Annotated in this window: 13 protein-coding genes; 6 read left to right on the top strand and 7 right to left on the bottom strand. The window is 67.7% G+C overall.

The features are described 5' to 3' along the window. Nucleotides 1–158 precede the first annotated feature (158 nt). Complete coding sequence (locus AC07X5_RS22815; RefSeq protein ID WP_494771958.1) at nucleotides 159–701, bottom strand: DUF4124 domain-containing protein; 543 nt, start codon at nucleotides 699–701, stop codon at nucleotides 159–161. An 88-nt stretch (nucleotides 702–789) separates the two neighbouring features. Continuing rightward, nucleotides 790–1,857, bottom strand: coding sequence for an endonuclease/exonuclease/phosphatase family protein (locus tag AC07X5_RS22810; protein WP_494771957.1), 1,068 nt, complete (start codon nucleotides 1,855–1,857; stop codon nucleotides 790–792). A 243-nt stretch (nucleotides 1,858–2,100) separates the two neighbouring features. Here AC07X5_RS22810 and AC07X5_RS22805 point away from each other — a divergent pair, with 243 nt between their 5' ends. Genes AC07X5_RS22805 through AC07X5_RS22785 form a run of 5 tightly spaced genes read left to right on the top strand, consistent with a single transcriptional unit; the run spans nucleotide 2,101 to nucleotide 9,251 of the window. After that, nucleotides 2,101–3,138, top strand: coding sequence for a zinc-dependent alcohol dehydrogenase family protein (locus AC07X5_RS22805; RefSeq protein ID WP_409957587.1), 1,038 nt, complete (start codon nucleotides 2,101–2,103; stop codon nucleotides 3,136–3,138). 44 nt (nucleotides 3,139–3,182) lie between these two features. Then, a complete protein-coding gene (locus AC07X5_RS22800) occupies nucleotides 3,183–3,776 on the top strand; it encodes an NAD(P)H-dependent oxidoreductase (protein WP_494771956.1) in 594 nt (197 codons plus the stop codon). 11 nt (nucleotides 3,777–3,787) lie between these two features. Beyond that, the gene (locus tag AC07X5_RS22795; RefSeq protein WP_494771955.1) at nucleotides 3,788–4,942 is read left to right on the top strand and encodes an Acg family FMN-binding oxidoreductase; all 1,155 of its coding nucleotides are present in this window, start codon (nucleotides 3,788–3,790) and stop codon (nucleotides 4,940–4,942) included. Continuing rightward, on the top strand, nucleotides 4,939–7,725 hold the full coding sequence (locus tag AC07X5_RS22790) for a cation-translocating P-type ATPase (protein WP_494771954.1): 2,787 nt from the start codon (nucleotides 4,939–4,941) through the stop codon (nucleotides 7,723–7,725). Before AC07X5_RS22795 ends, AC07X5_RS22790 begins: the two co-directional genes overlap by 4 nt. Continuing rightward, complete coding sequence (locus tag AC07X5_RS22785) at nucleotides 7,722–9,251, top strand: SLC13 family permease (protein WP_494771953.1); 1,530 nt, start codon at nucleotides 7,722–7,724, stop codon at nucleotides 9,249–9,251. The genes AC07X5_RS22790 and AC07X5_RS22785 overlap by 4 nt, the downstream gene beginning before the upstream one ends. 24 nt (nucleotides 9,252–9,275) lie before the next feature. On the opposite strand, the gene AC07X5_RS22780 is transcribed toward AC07X5_RS22785, so the two are convergent. From AC07X5_RS22780 to AC07X5_RS22765, 4 genes are all read right to left on the bottom strand, one after another. Then, nucleotides 9,276–9,659 (bottom strand): chaperone modulator CbpM, encoded by a 384-nt coding sequence (locus AC07X5_RS22780; protein WP_494771952.1) that lies wholly within the window; start codon nucleotides 9,657–9,659, stop codon nucleotides 9,276–9,278. Then, nucleotides 9,640–10,569, bottom strand: a complete 930-nt coding sequence (locus tag AC07X5_RS22775; RefSeq protein WP_494771951.1) for a DnaJ C-terminal domain-containing protein — start codon at nucleotides 10,567–10,569, stop codon at nucleotides 9,640–9,642. Before AC07X5_RS22775 ends, AC07X5_RS22780 begins: the two co-directional genes overlap by 20 nt. 28 nt (nucleotides 10,570–10,597) lie before the next feature. Continuing rightward, a complete protein-coding gene (locus AC07X5_RS22770) occupies nucleotides 10,598–11,005 on the bottom strand; it encodes a TraR/DksA family transcriptional regulator (RefSeq protein ID WP_494771950.1) in 408 nt (135 codons plus the stop codon). Nucleotides 11,006–11,102: 97 nt separating this feature from the next. Then, on the bottom strand, nucleotides 11,103–11,756 hold the full coding sequence (locus AC07X5_RS22765; RefSeq protein ID WP_494771949.1) for a BON domain-containing protein: 654 nt from the start codon (nucleotides 11,754–11,756) through the stop codon (nucleotides 11,103–11,105). A gap of 247 nt (nucleotides 11,757–12,003) precedes the next feature. On the opposite strand from AC07X5_RS22765, the gene AC07X5_RS22760 reads away from it, so the two are divergent. Then, nucleotides 12,004–12,690: a PRC-barrel domain-containing protein gene (locus AC07X5_RS22760; protein ID WP_494771948.1), complete on the top strand. Its 687-nt coding sequence runs from the start codon at nucleotides 12,004–12,006 to the stop codon at nucleotides 12,688–12,690. 199 nt (nucleotides 12,691–12,889) lie between these two features. Here AC07X5_RS22760 and AC07X5_RS22755 read toward each other — a convergent pair whose 3' ends face one another. Next, nucleotides 12,890–14,014, bottom strand: coding sequence for a sensor histidine kinase (locus tag AC07X5_RS22755; RefSeq protein ID WP_409957578.1), 1,125 nt, complete (start codon nucleotides 14,012–14,014; stop codon nucleotides 12,890–12,892). Between the last annotated feature and the right edge of the window lie 13 nt (nucleotides 14,015–14,027).

Here is a 14,027-nt window from a genome sequence, read left to right as displayed (position 1 = left end):
TGGGTCTCGTCGCCCGTGCTCAATCCGGGGCTTGGTCCGGCATCTTACTGGGGGGCTGGTTACGACTTGTGTCAGCCGGCACGCCGTGTTGCAAAGCGGTGCCGGCGCGCCGCGCGCGGCCGCGATGCCCCTGGCGGCGAAGGGACTTGCGGTGCGGATCAGGTGCAGATGGTCTGGGCGCCCACGCGCGCGCATTTCTTGCCCGTGGCCGCATCGACGAAGTCGGGGCCGCTCTTCATGTGCACGCCGCCCTTGTTGTCGTGGCACACGCCGGCATCGCAGTAGAGGAAGACCACGGGGCCGGAGGCGGCAGGCGCCTTGCCGGCCAGCGGCTGCGGGTTCGGGCCCGGCGGCTCGGTGCCGCAGGCGGCGGCGACCCGTGTTTCCTGGCCCCGCAAACGGATGCGCTTTTCTTCGGGCGACAGGCTGCGAAGGCCGGCGAGCTGGGCCAGCTCCTCCCTGGCCGAGCGGCAGGCGGCAGACTTGGCGCTGCCCGAGCCCTGGGCCCGGTTGCGCGCCTGCTCCCAGGCGACTTCGCGCACGCTCGGGTCGGGCAGGATCACCCCGCCGGTCTGGCTGCGGGCGCACGGCTGGTCGCTGTAGACCATCTTTCCATCCGGCTGCTTGCAGCGGTGCACCTGCGCGCCTGCAGACAGGGCTGCCAGGCCCAGGCAGGCCATCGCGATCATTTTCCAACGCATCTCTGGCTTCCTCAGAATCGCGCAGGAATTTAGCACCTGAACAGCCCGGTATGTAAAGGCAAATGGGTGATGCCGCGCCCCGCGGAGCTCAGCCCATCGGCGGGGCAGTAGGTGCCGGCTGGGTTTGCGGCGTCCCCACCTGCAGCCGGAGCAGCGCACGCACGAAACCGTGGTCCGAGCGCGTGCGGTCGCGGCCTTCGTGCAGGTGGTCGTTGAAGTAGTCCACCCGGCGCACGTCGCCCAGGCTGTTGCGCCCGCGGGCCAAAAACTCCTCGCTCACCAGGATCTGGTCCAGCACCGCGGGCGAGCCCTGGTGGATGTGGGAGAAGGCCACGTCCTTCTTGAGCGCCATCTCGCCCTGCAGGTCGTAGGCGTTGAACAGCGCCACGTCGCGGGCCGAGCGGTCGTAGGCGATTTCGGTGGTGGCGCAGATCAGCTGCGTGGTCACGCTGTCAGGGGTGTCGTTGAAGTCGCCCATCACCACCAGCGGCACGCTGGTGCGCTGCAGCAGGTCGATCACCAGGCAGCGCAGGGCCATGGCCTCGGCGCCGCGCATCAGCAGCGAGCGCAGCGAGGCCAGGGCGCCCACCTTGCGGTCGTCCTTGTCCTCCAGCGCGTGGCCGTTGGCGTCCTGCAGGAACTTGGGGCGCTTGGATTTGAGGTGCGCCGTGAGCACGTTCACCCGCTGCCCATGCTTCATGCGCAGCGTGGCCACCAGGGGCGGGCGCTCGAAGCGCGTGTGTGGGCCCAGCCCCGGCACATCGACCTGGAAGGCCGGCGGAAAGTTCGCAAACGACTGCAGCGCCTCCACCTTGAGCCGCGTGGCAATGCCCACGCGCGGCGTGCCCTGGGCACCGTGGCGCTTGTCGTCGTTCTCGGCACCGGGCACCGCAACAAAATCGTAGCGCAGCCCGCTGTGCGCGATGGCCGCCTTCAGCGCCGCCTCGTCCCACACCTCCTGCACCGCCAGCACGTCGGCATTGAGCGTGCGAAAGCGCTGGGCCAGCCACTCGATCTTGCGTTCGTACTCTGACTCGGTGTAAGCGTCCTGGTTGGCGTAGAACATGCGCCCGGGGTTGGCCAGGTTGAGCACGTTGCAGGTGGCCACCATCAGCGTGTCCAGGGGCGGGGGCGTGTCGGCAGGGGTGGGGCGCATGGGGGACGGCAGGTGGGGAGTGGGAGGAGGGCACTTGCCCAGGCGGGTTCTGCAAAGGGCCCATCCTAGCGGGCTTTGGTTGCAGTGGCCTGCGCAATGGCCATGTGCGGCACGGTTGACCAGGATCAAATGCCGGCCGAATAAAGCACGGCCCCGAGGGAATGTGTGCGCCAGCGCACTGACAGCCACCCGGATGGCGCAGACAGTGGATCGGCACCCTGACCACCCAAAGGACCCCTCACCATGCTCGCCCTCGTGTACCACGGCCCCGGCCAGAAGAAGCTGGACGAACGCCCCAAGCCCACCATACAGGACGCCACCGACGCCGTCGTGCGCATCACCCGCACCACCATCTGCGGCACCGACCTGCACATCCTCAAGGGCGACGTGCCCACCTGCCAGCCCGGCACCACCCTGGGCCATGAAGGCGTGGGCATCATCGACTCCGTAGGCCCGGGCGTCACCACCTTCAAGCCTGGCGACCGGGTGCTCATCTCCTGCATCAGCGCCTGCGGGCGCTGCGAGAACTGCCGCAAGGGCATGTACTCGCACTGCAGCACCGGTGGCTGGGTGCTGGGCAACCGCATCGACGGCACCCAGGCCGGGTTCGTGCGCATCCCGCATGCTGACACCAGCCTCTACCCCATTCCCGACGGCGCGGACGAAGAGGCGCTGGTCATGCTCAGCGACATCCTGCCCACCGGCTTCGAGTGCGGCGTGCTCAACGGCAAGGTGCAGCCCGGCTCCACCGTGGCCATCGTCGGCGCCGGGCCCATCGGGCTGGCGGCGCTGCTCACGGCGCAGCTGTATTCGCCCTCGGAGATCATCATGGTCGACCTGGACGACAACCGCCTGGCCGTGGGCAAGCGCTTCGGCGCCACGGCCACGGTCAACAGCACCGATGGCACCGCCGCCCAGCAGGTGATGGCGCTGACCGGCGGGCGCGGGGTGGACACGGCCATCGAGGCCGTCGGCATCCCGGCCACCTTCACGATGTGCGAGGACATCGTGGCCGCCGGCGGCACCATCGCCAACGTGGGCGTGCACGGCGTCAAGGCCGACCTGCACCTGGAGCGGCTCTGGTCGCACAACATCACCATCACCACGCGCCTGGTCGATACCGTGTCCATGCCCATGTTGCTCAAGACCGTGCAGTCCCGGCGCATCGACGCCAAGCAGCTCATCACCCACCGCTTCCAGCTCGCGGACATCCTGCAGGCCTACGATACCTTCGGCCGGGCCGCAGAGACCAAGGCGCTCAAAGTGATCATCGAGGCATGAGCGATCTCCAGGCCACAAGGGAACGGCCCGCCGGGATGCCTCCCATGTCCCCCAAACGGCTTGTGCTGATCCAGGGCCACCCTGACGCGAGCGAGCCCCACCTGTGCCATGCGCTGGCCCAGGCCTACGCCAGCGGCGCGGGCGATGCGGGCCACGCCGTGCGCCAGGTCGATGTGGCCGGGCTCGACTTTCCGCTGCTGCGCAGCCAGAAGGCGTGGGAGGCCGGCGTGCTCCCGCCAGCACTGCAGCAGGCACAGGACGACATCCGCTGGGCCGAACACATCGTGCTGTTCTTCCCCCTGTGGCTGGGCGACATGCCGGCATTGCTCAAGGGCTTTCTGGAGCAGGTGGCCCGGCCCGGCTTTGCGTTCACCCTGGAGGCCGGTGGCAACGCCTTCGGCAAGAAGGGGCTCACAGGCCGCTCGGCTCGCGTGGTGGCCACGATGGGCATGCCTGCCATCGTCTACCGCTGGTACTTCCGGGCCCACAGCATCAAGTCGCTGGAGCGCAACATCCTGGGCCTGTGCGGCATCTCACCAGTCCATGAAACCCTGATCGGCATGTGCGGCGACCTCAAGCCCGCGGACGCCGCGCAATGGATGGCCAGGCTACGGCGTCTTGGCCTGCGGGCCCAATAAGGAGCTGCACCATGCATCGACGCCAATTCGCCAGGGTGACCGGTGGCGCCGCCATCATCGCCGCCACGGCTGCCTCGGCGGGCTGCAGCCAGCCCATGCCCCCGGCCGCGATCGCGCCATGGCAGGGCCCCGGGCAGGAGGCCGATGTCCGCCGCTGGATCCTGGGCTACGCCATCCTGGCGCCGCACTCCCACAACCTGCAATCGTGGCGCGTCGACCTCACCACGCCCGGCGAGATGCTGCTGCGCTGCGACCTGCATCGCCTGCTGCCCGCCTCCGATCCGTTCTCGCGCCAGACCATGATGAGCCACGGTACATTTTTGGAGCTGCTCGACATGGCGGCGCGCGAGCGCGGGCTGCGGGCCGACATCACGCTGTTTCCCGAAGGCGAGTTCGCGCCAGGGCAGATTGACCAGCGCCCCGTGGCACGCGTGCGGCTGTCGCCCGACCCCGCCGTGCAGAAAGACCCGCTGTTCGCCCATGTCCTGCAGCGCCGCACCAACCGGCAGCTGTACGACCTCCAGCGCCCGGTGCCGGCCGCCGCATGGCAGGCCATGGCCGACGCCGTCGCCCCCCATCCATCGCGGCTGGGCTTCGTGGGCATGGACCAGGCCGGCCTGATGGCCCAGCACCGCGACATCGCCGCGCAGGCGTGGCGCATCGAGATGGTCACGCCGCGTGTGGTGCTCGAAACCTACCAGGTGCTGCGGGTGGGGGCCGCCGAAATCGAAAAGCACCGCGACGGCCTCTACCTGCTGGACCCCAAGGTCGTGTGGCTCAACCGCTTCGGGCTGTTCGACCGCAGCAAGGCCCCGGCCCCCGATGATTACGCCACCACCAGCCAGATCGAGGATTTCGGCAAGAAGCTGGCGTCCACGCCTGCCTTCCTGTGGATGGTGACCGAGGGCAACGACCGTCGCACGCAGATTGGCGCCGGGCGCGCCTATGTGCGGGTGCAGCTCGCCGCCACCGCACAGGGCCTGGCGATGCAGCCCCTGCAGCAGGCTTTGCAGGAATACCCTGAACAGGCCGCGCCCCATGCCCGCATCAGGCGCCTGCTCGGTGCGCCAGGGCCGGCGCAAACGGTGCAGATGTGGGCGCGCGTGGGCCATGCCCCGCCGGTCGATCCGGCACCCCGCCGGGGCGTGCCTGCACTGCTCTCATGACCGTGCCGCCGCCGCCGGACTTTACGACCCAGAAGGCCGAGGACCTGGCCAAAATACTGGGTACCGATCTGCAGCACGGGCTTGCCGTGCAGGAAGCAGCGAAGCGCCTGGCCCTGGACGGCCCCAACGAACTCCAGGCCACCCCGCGCACCGCCGCCTGGCGCCGCCTGTTGTCGCAGTTCCAGGACCCCCTCATCTACCTGTTGCTGGGCGCGATCGTGGTGTCGCTGCTGGCGTGGGTGTTCGAGGGTCTGCAGGGCTGGCCTGTGGACGCCATCGTCGTCGCGGCCATCGTCCTCCTCAACGGGGTCCTGGGCCATGTGCAGGAAGCCAAGGCGCACGACGCCGTGTCCGCGCTGGCACGCATGAGCGCGCCCACGGCCTCGGTGGTGCGCGGCGGCCAGGTGCAGCGGGTGCCGAGCGCGCAGTTGGTCAAGGGCGACCTGCTGGTGCTGGCCGAGGGCGATGCCACGCCCGCCGATGCCCGCTTGGTGCGCGCAGCCGCCCTGCGCATGCAGGAGAGCTCGCTCACCGGCGAGAGCGAGGCCGTGCTCAAGGACCCCGCGCCCTTGCCCGGCCCCGCAGCACTGGGCGACCAGCTGAACATGGTGTTCAAGGGCACCTTCGTCGCCCAGGGCAGCGGCACCGCACTGGTCGTCGCCACCGGCATGGCCACGCAGATGGGCTCGATTGCGGGCATGCTGGCCGCCACGGTGGAGCAGCCCACGCCGCTGGAAAGGGAAATCGTCCACATCGGGCGCATGCTGGGCGTGGCCGTGCTGGCCATCGCTGCCGTGGTGGTGGGCACCATTTTGCTCATCTCCCGTCCCGACACCATGGCCGAGGTCGTCGGCGTGCTGCTGTTGGGCGTGGCCCTGGCCGTGGCGGCCGTGCCCGAGGGGCTGCCAGCCATCCTCTCGGTGGTGCTGGCCCTGGGGGTGCAGCGCATGGCCGGGCACCACGCCATCATCAAGAACCTGTCGTCGGTGGAGACGCTGGGCGCCACCTCGGTCATCTGTACCGACAAGACCGGCACGCTCACGCGCTCGGAGATGACGGTGGTGCGCATCATGACCGCCTCGGGTACCACGGACGTCACGGGCGTGGGCTATGCGCCCGAAGGGGAGGTGCAATGGGCCGGCATGCGTCTGCAGCCGGGCCCGCTGCACGCCGAGCAGGTGGTGCTGCTCAGTGGCGGCAGCCTGGCGGGCAACGCATCGCTGCAGCAGGCCGACAACGGCGCGTGGCAGGTCCATGGCGACCCCACCGAGGCCGCGTTCCTGGTAGCCGAGCACAAGCTCGGGGCCACCGCGCGGCGCAAGCAGCGGTTCGAGCGCGTTGCGGAGCACCCCTTCACCTCCGAGCGCAAGCGCATGTCCACCATCGAGCGGGACCTGGAGCACGGCGGCGAGCGGGTGCTCGTCTGCAAGGGCGCGCCCGATGTGTTGCTGGGCCTGTGCACCCATGCCCGGGTGGGGATGGACGTGGTCGCACTCGACGCCACCTTGCGCGCGAAGATCCTGGCCGATGTGGACACCCTGTCCGGCGATGCCCTGCGCACGCTGGCGGTGGCCTACCGCCCCCTGGGCGCGCACGAGGACCTGCAAGAGGTGGACGCGCTGGAGCGCGGCCTCATCTTCGTGGGCACGGCGGGCATCATCGATCCGCCGCGCGAAGAGGCGGCGGTGGCGATCCGCGAGGCACGCCGGGCCGGCATCCGCGTCATCATGATCACCGGCGACCACCCGCGCACGGCGGCACGCATCGCGGCCGACCTGGGGCTGGTGCCGCCCGGCGCCACGGCGCTCACCGGGGCCGAGCTCGACGCGCTGGACGGCGTCGCCTTCGCCCAGGCGGTGCGCCACACCTCGGTCTTCGCCCGCGTGGCGCCCGCGCACAAGCTGCGCATCGTGGCCGCCCTGCAGGCCGACGGCCACATCGTCGCGATGACGGGTGACGGCGTGAACGACGCCCCCGCGCTCAAGGCCGCCGACATCGGCGTGGCCATGGGCGTGACCGGCACCGAGGTGGCCAAGGGCGCGGCCCGCATGGTGCTGGCCGACGACAACTTCGCCACCATCATCGAAGCGGTGCGCGAGGGGCGCGGCATCTTCGACAACATCCGCAAGTTCCTGCGCTACCTGCTGTCGTCCAACATGGGCGAGGTGCTGACCGTGTTCCTGGGTGTGGTGGGGGCCGGCGTCATCGGCCTTACCGCTCCTGGAGGCGCGCTGGTGCTGCCGCTGCTGGCCACGCAGATCCTGTGGCTGAACCTGATCACCGACTCCTGGCCCGCGCTGGCGATGGGCATGGACCCCACCAGCGACGACGCCATGGCGCGCAAGCCCCGCCACCCGGGCGAGCGGGTGATCGACGCCGCCATGTGGTGGGGCGTGGTGCAGATCGGTGTGGTGGTGGCCGCGGCCACCCTGCTCACCATGGACATGTACCTGCCCGGCGGCCTGATCGAGGGCGACCGCGACCTGGCCAACGCTCGCACGGCAGGCTTCACGGTGCTGGTCTTCGCCCACCTGTTCAACTGCTTCAACGCCCGCTCCGACACCGCCAGTGCGTTCGCCAACCTGGCCAGCAACCCCTGGCTGTGGGGCGCGGTGGCGCTGTCCGCCCTGCTGCAGGTGGGCGTGGTGCACCTGGAGGTCTTGAACCTGGCCTTCGGCACCGCGCCGTTGTCGCCTGGCCAATGGCTGGTCTGCGGCGCGATGGGCAGCACCGTGCTGTGGTTCAGCGAATTGCGCAAGCTGCTCACAAGGAAAAGATCATGAAACCCGCTGCGCCCATTCTCCCAGTCGTCACGCCCGTGCCACCCGATTCGGGCCGGCATGTGGTGAAGACGGCCGGGCTTTTTCTGGCCGTGGCCGCGCTCCTTGCCGTTCTGTGGATGCCTGCAGCGCAGGGCCTGCCGCCGGCCGGCCAGGCCATGCTGGCGATCCTGGCGTTTGCCGTCATCGTCTGGATGACCGAGGCGCTGGACTACGCGGTGAGCGCCGTGGTCATTGGCGCACTGATGATCTTCCTGCTGGCCGCCGTGCCCGATGCGGCCCGGCCTGCCGGCGCAGCCATGGGCACAGGCGCAGCACTCGGCCTGGCCCTCTCGGGCTTTTCCAACAGTGCCGTGGCGCTGGTGGCGGCCGCCTGCTTCATCGCAGCGGCCATGACGGCCACGGGGCTCGACCGGCGCATCGCGCTGCTGGTGCTGTCCCGGGTCGATGCGCGCACCAACCATATCGTCATCGGTGCCATGGGGGTGGGCTTTCTGCTGTCGTTCATCGTGCCCAGCACCACGGCGCGGGTGGCGTGCCTGGTGCCCATCATGATGGGCTTCATCCTGGCCTTCCAGGTGGACAGGCGCAGCCGCTTCGCCGGCCTGCTGGTCATCACCGCCGCGCAGACCGCCAGCGTGTGGAACGTGGGCATCAAGACCGCCGCCGCGCAGAACATGGTGGCCATCGGCTTCATCGAAAAGCAATTGCAGGCCAGCATCACCTGGCTCGAATGGTTCATCGCCGGAGCACCGTTCTCCGCGCTGCTGAGCATTGCCGTCTATTTCATCATGACGCGCATGATGAAGCCCGAGATGAAGGAGATCGCGGGCGGCCAGGCCACGATACGGCGGCAGCTCGACCTGATCGGCAAGACCAGCAGCAGGGAGTGGAAGCTGCTGGGCATCGTGCTGGCGCTGCTGGGCTTCTGGGCGACCGAGAAGGTGCTGCACGACTTCGACACCTCCTCCACCACCATCGCGGCGATTGCCCTGATGCTGCTGCCCCGCCTGGGCGTCATGGACTGGCAAGAGTCCCAGCGCGGCTTTCCCTGGGGCACGGTGGTGCTGTTCGCGGTCGGCATCAGCATCGGCACGGCTCTGCTCAAGACCCAGGCCGCCGGGTGGCTGGCCCACCTCATCGTGCAGAACCTGGGCCTGCAGCAGGCCAGCGCATTCGCCATCCTGATGCTGCTGTCGCTGTTCCTGATCGTGATCCACCTGGGGTTCGCGAGCGCCACGGCACTGGCATCCACGATGATTCCCATCATCATGAGCGTGCTCCTGGCGGTGCAGACCCCGGGCATCAACGTGGTCGGCATGACCATGCTGCTGCAGTTCGTCGTGAGCTTCGGCTTCATCCTGCCCGTCAACGCGCCGCAGAACATGATTGCCTATGGCACCGGTACCTTCGATGCCCGCGACTTCGTGCGCACCGGCATCGCCATCACGCTGGCGGCCACCGCGCTGCTGGTGATTTTCTCGCTGACCTATTGGCCGTGGATGGGGTACCTGACCAAGGCGGTCTGACGGGTCTGACGATGCAGGCCGTACTCAAAACGGCCTGTACTCGGCCGTGACCTCGATGTGCTCCGGCATCGCCTGCGGCAATGCGCCATGGGCACGCGGCACCTGGCTTTCCAGTGTCCTGATGCGGTGCGTGAGAACCTCGATGCGCTGCAGTCCGTCCATCAGCAGCACCACCGTGAAGATGTCCAGGTCATAGATGACGCGCAACTTGACCGCGGCCCGCAGCGGGACGAGGCACTGCGCGCTGAACAGCGGCTCCTCCTGCTCCGAGGCCAGTGGCGCGATGGCGCCATAGTCGACCAGCTCCGCCAGCTCCTGCGCGGTCAGCCCGCTCGCTCGGGACAGGTCGGACAGGCTGACGCTGGCGCGCTGGTCCAGCCAGTGCCAGTCATGTGCTTGTGGGGCCATGGGCATGCTCCAGGGTGGTTGCTTCACGGGGGTTGAAATCCGATGCACCGGCCAGTTCCTGGAACAGCTCCCGCTCGCGGGCAGACAGCGTCTTCGGAATGTCCAGGTGCACCACGGCATAGAAGTCTCCGCGCCCGCCATGGCCATTGGCCAGGCCTTGCCCGCGCACCCTGAGCTTGCGGGCGTGGCGGGTGCCTGGGGGCACCGTCAGCAGCATGGGCTTGCCCAGGGTGGGGATCTCCACCTGCGCACCCAGGGCGGCTTCCCAGGGGCTGAGCGCCAGGTGGAAGTACAGGTCGTGCTGCTGCACCTGGAACAGCGGGTGCGGTGCCAGGGCAATGTGCAGGTAGATGTCCCCATTGTTGCCGCCCTGGTGCCCTTTGCCACCTTGCCCACGCAGGCGCAGCTTCTGGCCATCGCGCATGCCCGCCGGTATCGTCACTTCCAGCGCACGCCCGGCCCCACCGTCGTCAAGCTCCAGGGTGAGCTTGGCTCCCTGGTGCGCCTGCTCCAGGCTGATGCGCGCCGTGGTGTCGAAATCGCGGCCCGGCACCGGCCCGCCATCACTCTGGCGGCCCGACCGCCCGTGCCCCATGGCCGCCAGCAGGTCGGCCAGGTCCATGTCCGCGAAGGTGGGGCCGTTGCCGCCGGCAGGGCGTTCCCAGGCGGGCGGCGGCTCAAATTCTTCGCCGGGGACGTGCTTGCCGATGTGCTCGTAGGCACTGCGCTTTTCCGGGTCCTTGAGGGTCACGTAGGCTTCTGCCAGCTCCTTGAATTTCGCCTCGGCATCGGCGTCCTTGGAGAGATCCGGATGGTACTGGCGGGCCAGTTTTCGATAGGCTTTCTTGACCTGCTCCAGCGTGGCGTCGCGCGGCACCCCCAACGTGGTGTAATAGTCCTTGTATTTCATGGGGCGCAGCGGGCCATGGGGTCATGGGTCATGTCACCGCAATCGGATGGGCCGGCATCCTCTGGCTGCGCTCATGGCGGCTCTCGCAGCCCACGCAGCGCAGTGCCTGGGGTTCAAGGCTCAGCCGCTGGAACGGGATGGCCCCCATGCAGTCGATGCACAGCCCATACTCCCTGGCGTGGATGCGTTGCAGCGCACTGACCACCGCATCGAACTCCTTGCTGTGCATGTCGGACAGGACCCCTTCCACCGTGCTGTCTCCCGCCTGCCGCGGTGCGTCATCCGCATCCTGCGCCAGGGCCTGGTGGGCAGACTCCCCCTGCGACAGATCTTGCCTGTGCAATGCCTGCAACACCTGCATTTCGGTGCGGCGCGCCTGAAGGAGGTTGGTAAGGGTTGCGCGTTGGTGGCGTGAAAGGTGTGCAATCGTGTTCATTTCATGCTCCGATGCGGGTCCATCGTCCTGGATAGCCAAGGGTCGGATGCTGTGCGCGCTGCCGCATGCACCGGGCTTTCTGATTGCGACGCAGCGATCAGTACGCCAGGCTCAGCTTGTCCACAACGCTGCTCACTCCCGGCGTACCCCACGCCGAATTGGTGGCGATGGCACGGTCTGCCCAGCTATTGACGGTTCCTGCCAGCGTGACCTCGGCTCCATGCAGCCTGACCGTGATCTTTCTTGCGTCGGAGATCGACGAGCGCATCAACGCTGCCTCGATGTCCGACCGGACTGCGCTTGCCGTCAACCATGGCTTGAGTGCGATCTTGTCGCTCACACCGATGACGCCGGTGAGGTGCCTTACCGCAGCAGCCGCTGCGCGACGCTGGTAGTGCCAGTCAACCGTGCCCGTCAACGAGATCCAGCCGTTTTCCACGAGCACTTTGACGGCATTGGTGGGTACCGATGAGGTCAAATCGAGGACTTGTTGGGCCGCACCGGCAATCGCCGCGTCAGACCGCTGGCTATCGTCTGGCAGCTGCACCTTGAGTTCCGTTGCCATGGCATGGACCCCCGATACGCGCTGCGCCGCGCGTTCTGCGTTGCACTTCTCGGTGTAGGAGTCCACCTGGCCTGCCAGCGTGACCACGCCGTCCTTCACTTCCACGCCGATGTGCTCGGCTCGAATGGAGGGCTCCCATTGCAGTTCCGCGCTCACGTCCCGCTGCAGTTGGCTATCGGTTTTCATGCGCTGCTTTCAATTCGTTGAGTGGGCATTGAGCTTGCCACCATCTGGGGCTTGCGGTCTGTGCGGTGGCGAACCCCCGGGCCACGCGGAAAAGCGTGCCTGTGAGCGATTCGCGGTCGCCGCTCCACGGCAGCCGACGGAGGTGCGTTGCCGAACAGACGGGGCATTCCGAAGTACCTACAAACGTGTTGAGTGGCGCATCCGAATTGCTTTCGCCCACTGGAAGCCAACACACGAGGAAATCACCATGAAGATTCAACTATCCCCCCTGGCCATGGCGGCCCTGGCTGCATGTGGCGCGCTTTGCATGGCCACACCCGCCTGGCCGCAGGTCGCAGGCGCAACCACGACGCTGGATGCCACGGTAACGGAGTCGGTACAGCTTGCAAGGGGCTGGAGCGTCAAGCGGACGCTCATGGGAAAGACCATCTACAACGATGCAGGAAAGAAGGTGGGCAAGGTGGACGACCTGATCATTTCTCCCGAAAGGAACGTCTCGTACATCATCGTCAGCGCCGGAGGCTTTGTGGGCATTGGACGGCACGACGTCGCGATTCCCGTCTCCCGGATCCAAGACCACGCCGGTAAATTGGTGATGGCCGGCGCGACGAAAGACTCTATCCGCTCCATGCCCGAATTCAGGTATGCCAACGACACAAGCAAACGCGACCAGTTTCTGGCCGATGCGGACAAGGACATTGCCAGGGGCAGGGCGGCCGTAGCGGATCTGGAACGGAAGGCCGGCGTTGCTGCAACGGACGCCAAGACCAAGATCAACCAAGACATATCCGCCCTTCAGGATGATGTGCAATCGGCACAGGACAGTCTGACCGAGATGAAGCAGGCCACCGCAGCCCGATGGAAGGATTTCGAAGCGCGCGTCAGCGCGGCGACAGCACGCCTGCGCAAGTCCATTGATTCGGCCGCCGGCTGAGGGCGCGGCTGAACCATCCATCTGCGATGGCGCGTGCCTTGCTGGGGCGGGGTAGCCAAGGCGCAGCGTGCCGGCACTGCCCAGCCGCGTAGGACATGGACTGCGGGAGGGCGCGCTGTCCAGGGCGCAGTGCATCCATCCTTGAAGGGCCACCGTGCTGGGCCAGGCTGGCCGCCGGCAGCCGCTCTGCCAGCCTGGCCTATGGCATGCAATGGCGGGGCAGCGAAATGGTGAAGACGCAGCCTGAGCCCGGAACATCGCGCACCGTCAGGGTGCCATGGTCAGCCTCGATGCTTTGGCGGGCAATGGACAAGCCCAGCCCCAGGCCGGCACGGCTGTCGTCGTTCTGCCGGAACGGAATGAACATCCTGGCGGCACCGCCTGCGGGCAGCCCACCGCAGTGGTCCTCGACATCCATGTGGACATGCTCGCCGAACGCATGGGCGGTCAGGGTCACCACAGTGTTCTCGTGCGTGAACTTGAAGGCGTTCTGCAGCAGGTTGGCCAGCGCGGCATGCAGCAGCTCGCGGTTGGCCTTGACCGCCAGCGCAGGGTCCACGGCACGGACCTCCAGGGCCGCGCCTTTGAGGCCCTCGTCCAGGCGAGCGGCCAGTTCGACGTCGGATATGAACGCTGCGACGGAAAAAAACTGGCGCTGTCCATGTCCCTCGCCGCGCACCTCGGCCGTTGCCCTGCTGATCAGCAGCCCAAGCGTGGACAGGCTGCGCTTGAGCACCGCGCCGGTGGCGCCGTTGATGGCCATGTTGCCCAGCTCCAGCGCTCGCACGGCCAGGGTGGCCGTGCCCAGGGAGTTGCGCAGCTCATGCACCAGAAATCCGAGCCGCTGCTTCTCGCCCGCGAGCTGTTGCGCGGACAGCTGTGCGTCGCGCTGCAGGCTGAACTCTGTCACGGCATCGGCAATGGCGTTGTCCAGGCACCGGTTCAAGGTGCGAAACTCCACCACGGCAAAGGGAGCATTCTGCTCGAACGCCAGGTCGGTGATGGCCTGGCACAGGTCGCCGTAGTCGTGAACCACCTGGTCAACGGTGTAGCCCAACTGCAGCAGCTCCTTGCCATGTGCGGTGGCACTCACGCCGATTTCGGACAATGCCAGCGCGTCGCCGCCCGACGGGCCCGAGATGGCTGTGCTCGTCGCGGCATCGTCATCGTTCTCCGCTGCGAGTGTGCGGGTAAGCTGGTCCAGGAACAGGGGAACGCCATGGGCCAGTTGCTGGTCGGTGGCCTGGCGCTGGGGGCGCTCGGCCACCTTGCGCTTGCACCGCGCGATCAATTCGTTGCGGTTGCTGGACAGGAAACGGTGCATGGAAACCTCCGGA

The organism is Acidovorax sp. GW458-11-26-14-TSB4, from assembly GCF_059423865.1.
This window is presented reverse-complemented; position numbering and strand designations above follow the sequence as displayed.

What these genes read in the sequence shown, in the direction of transcription:
- AC07X5_RS22815 (WP_494771958.1), bottom strand. Translation starts at nt 701, where the DNA reads ATGCGTTGGAAAATGATCGCGATGGCCTGCCTGGGCCTGGCAGCCCTG.
- AC07X5_RS22810 (WP_494771957.1), bottom strand. Translation starts at nt 1,857, where the DNA reads ATGCGCCCCACCCCTGCCGACACGCCCCCGCCCCTGGACACGCTGATG.
- AC07X5_RS22805 (WP_409957587.1), top strand. Translation starts at nt 2,101, where the DNA reads ATGCTCGCCCTCGTGTACCACGGCCCCGGCCAGAAGAAGCTGGACGAA.
- AC07X5_RS22800 (WP_494771956.1), top strand. Translation starts at nt 3,183, where the DNA reads ATGTCCCCCAAACGGCTTGTGCTGATCCAGGGCCACCCTGACGCGAGC.
- AC07X5_RS22795 (WP_494771955.1), top strand. Translation starts at nt 3,788, where the DNA reads ATGCATCGACGCCAATTCGCCAGGGTGACCGGTGGCGCCGCCATCATC.
- AC07X5_RS22790 (WP_494771954.1), top strand. Translation starts at nt 4,939, where the DNA reads ATGACCGTGCCGCCGCCGCCGGACTTTACGACCCAGAAGGCCGAGGAC.
- AC07X5_RS22785 (WP_494771953.1), top strand. Translation starts at nt 7,722, where the DNA reads ATGAAACCCGCTGCGCCCATTCTCCCAGTCGTCACGCCCGTGCCACCC.
- AC07X5_RS22780 (WP_494771952.1), bottom strand. Translation starts at nt 9,659, where the DNA reads ATGGCCCCACAAGCACATGACTGGCACTGGCTGGACCAGCGCGCCAGC.
- AC07X5_RS22775 (WP_494771951.1), bottom strand. Translation starts at nt 10,569, where the DNA reads ATGAAATACAAGGACTATTACACCACGTTGGGGGTGCCGCGCGACGCC.
- AC07X5_RS22770 (WP_494771950.1), bottom strand. Translation starts at nt 11,005, where the DNA reads ATGAACACGATTGCACACCTTTCACGCCACCAACGCGCAACCCTTACC.
- AC07X5_RS22765 (WP_494771949.1), bottom strand. Translation starts at nt 11,756, where the DNA reads ATGAAAACCGATAGCCAACTGCAGCGGGACGTGAGCGCGGAACTGCAA.
- AC07X5_RS22760 (WP_494771948.1), top strand. Translation starts at nt 12,004, where the DNA reads ATGAAGATTCAACTATCCCCCCTGGCCATGGCGGCCCTGGCTGCATGT.
- AC07X5_RS22755 (WP_409957578.1), bottom strand. Translation starts at nt 14,014, where the DNA reads ATGCACCGTTTCCTGTCCAGCAACCGCAACGAATTGATCGCGCGGTGC.